Annotated in this window: 2 protein-coding genes; both read right to left on the minus strand. The window is 64.3% G+C overall.

The annotated features are described in order from the left end of the window. Nucleotides 1-1005, minus strand: a 1005-nt coding sequence (locus EN932_RS34490; RefSeq protein WP_164890793.1) for an ABC transporter ATP-binding protein, incomplete at its 3' end; no start/stop codon positions are given. A gap of 1 nt (nt 1006) precedes the next feature. Further along, on the minus strand, nt 1007-2098 hold the full coding sequence (locus tag EN932_RS34495) for an ABC transporter ATP-binding protein (RefSeq protein ID WP_127369093.1): 1092 nt from the start codon (nt 2096-2098) through the stop codon (nt 1007-1009). Nucleotides 2099-2236: the final 138 nt, after the last annotated feature.

Here is a 2236-nt window from a genome sequence, read left to right on the forward strand (position 1 = left end):
GGATATCGCCACCATGGCATCCGGCCGGATGTCGGGCTGGCCGCGCAGCAACGCCTTCAGCCGCGCCTGCCCGGCAGCGAGCGTCACCACGGTGTAGCCGCCAAGCGGCTCGACCTCGAACACTCGCGCCGGGCGGCCCGGGCCCCCATCCGCCCACGGTCTGACCTTGATGTCTTCCGGCCTCAGGCCGATCTCCACGGCGTCGGCGGGCGCTGTCTTGTCTTCGATGCGGATCGTGCCTTCAGCCGCTTCGACACCGCCCTCGCCGCGCGCCGATCTGAGGATGTTCATCATCGGCGAACCAAGCAGCCTTGCCACATAGGTGCTGGCCGGGCGGTCGTAAATCTCTGCCGGCGTACCGATCTGCCTGATCTTGCCGTCCTCCAGGATGGCGATGCGGTCGGCGACCGACATCGCTTCTTCCTGGTCGTGCGTGACGTAGATCAGCGTCTTGCCGAGTTCGCGCTGGATGCGCTTCAGCTCGACGCGCGTTTCTTCGCGCAGCCTGGCGTCGAGCGCCGAGATCGGATCGTCCATCAGATAGGCATTGGGATCGCGCACCAGAGCCCGGGCGATCGCCACGCGCTGCCGCTCCCCGCCCGAAAGCTGTCCCGGCGGCTTGTGCAGGATATGGCCGATATGCAGCTTCGCCGCGACGTCGGTGACCCGCCGCTTGATCTCGGCCTCGGCGACCCGGCGTTCGACCAGGGGAAAGCGGACATTTTCGAGCGCGCTCATATGCGGAAACAGCGCCAGGTTCTGGAACACCATAGCCACGTTGCGCTCGGCCGGCGACATCGCGTTGACCGGCCTGCCTCCGATCAGGATTTCGCCGGTGTCAGGTGTCTCCAACCCGAGCACCAGGCGCAGGATGGTCGACTTGCCCGACAGCGGCGGACCGAAGAAGCAGAAGAACTCATTGTCGTTGACGGTGAACGAGGCGTCGTCGACGGCGAGTGTATTGCCGTAGCGTTTGGTCACATTACGGAAGACGATATCGGCCATCTCAACCTGCCTTCATCGCAAGGCCGGTAGCGGCGTCGAAGACGCGCACCGACGACGTAGTGGGAGCGATGACAGCGGTGTCGCCGATAGCCAGCCCGACATCATTGTCGAACACCGTTTTCACAGCCGCCTCGCCCTGGCCGAGATGAACGATGGTGCGCGCACCGATCCGTTCGACAAAGGTCACCGGCATTGCGAGGCCCTGCCCATTCTGCACCAACGTCGCCTGTTCAGGCCGGAATCCGTAAAGCACCTCGCCGCGTGCACCACGCATGGCCGCTGCGAGTTCGCCCGGCAGCGGCGGCGTGACGCCCAACGGTCCGAGATCGACGACCAGTCCGCGGTCGCTCTCCGCCGGCCTGCCCTTGAGCAGATTCATGCCCGGCGCACCGATAAAGCGGGCGACGAAGACATTGGCTGGATCGTTGTAGACCTCGAGCGGCGTGCCGACCTGCTGCAAAACCCCATGATCCATGACCGCGATGCGGTCGGCCATGGTCATCGCCTCGAGCTGATCGTGGGTGACATACACCATGGTCTGGCGGAACTGCCGCTGCAGCTGCTTCAGTTCGGTGCGCATGACGGCCCGGAAAGCGGCGTCGACATTGGAGAGCGGCTCGTCGAGCAGGAAGATCGCCGGCTCCATGATCGCCGAGCGGCCGATCGCCACCCGTTGCAATATATTGACCGACAGCCTGTCGGCCTTGCGGTCGAGCAGCGGCGAAAGCTGCAGCATCTCGGCGACGGCGCCGACACGGCGATCGATCTCGGCTTTGGCAGCCCCTCGCATTTTTGGTCCATAGGCAAGGTTCTGGCGCACCGTCATATGCGTGAAGATGGCGTAGTTCTGGAACACGAAGCCGACGCCACGCCGGCCCATCGGCACGCCGGCCATGTCGCGCTCGCCAAACAGGATCTTGCCGCCGGTCGGTTCTTCCATGCCGGCGATCATGTTCATCGTCGTCGACTTGCCGCAGCCCGACGGGCCGAGCAGCGCCATGAACTCGCCATCTGATATTGCCAGGTCCATGGTCTTCAGCGCGGTGAAGTCGCCGAATTTCTTGACCAGGTTTTGCAGGTGGATGGCGCTCATGCCGGTACCACGCGTGCACGCGCCATGCGCTTCATGGCAAACACCGCGACGATCGACAGCACGACCAAAATGGCCAGCGCGATCGCCGCCACATAGCCCCAGATCAGGTCCTGCGTGGTGAGCTTGTAGATGTAGACC

The sequence above is a fragment of the Mesorhizobium sp. M7A.F.Ca.US.002.01.1.1 genome (assembly GCF_004022955.1).
GTDB classification, from domain to species: domain Bacteria; phylum Pseudomonadota; class Alphaproteobacteria; order Rhizobiales; family Rhizobiaceae; genus Mesorhizobium; species Mesorhizobium ciceri.

Excerpts from the sequence above, each read along its gene's own strand:
- EN932_RS34495 (WP_127369093.1), bottom strand. The coding sequence starts at position 2,098 with ATGAGCGCCATCCACCTGCAAAACCTGGTCAAGAAATTCGGCGACTTC.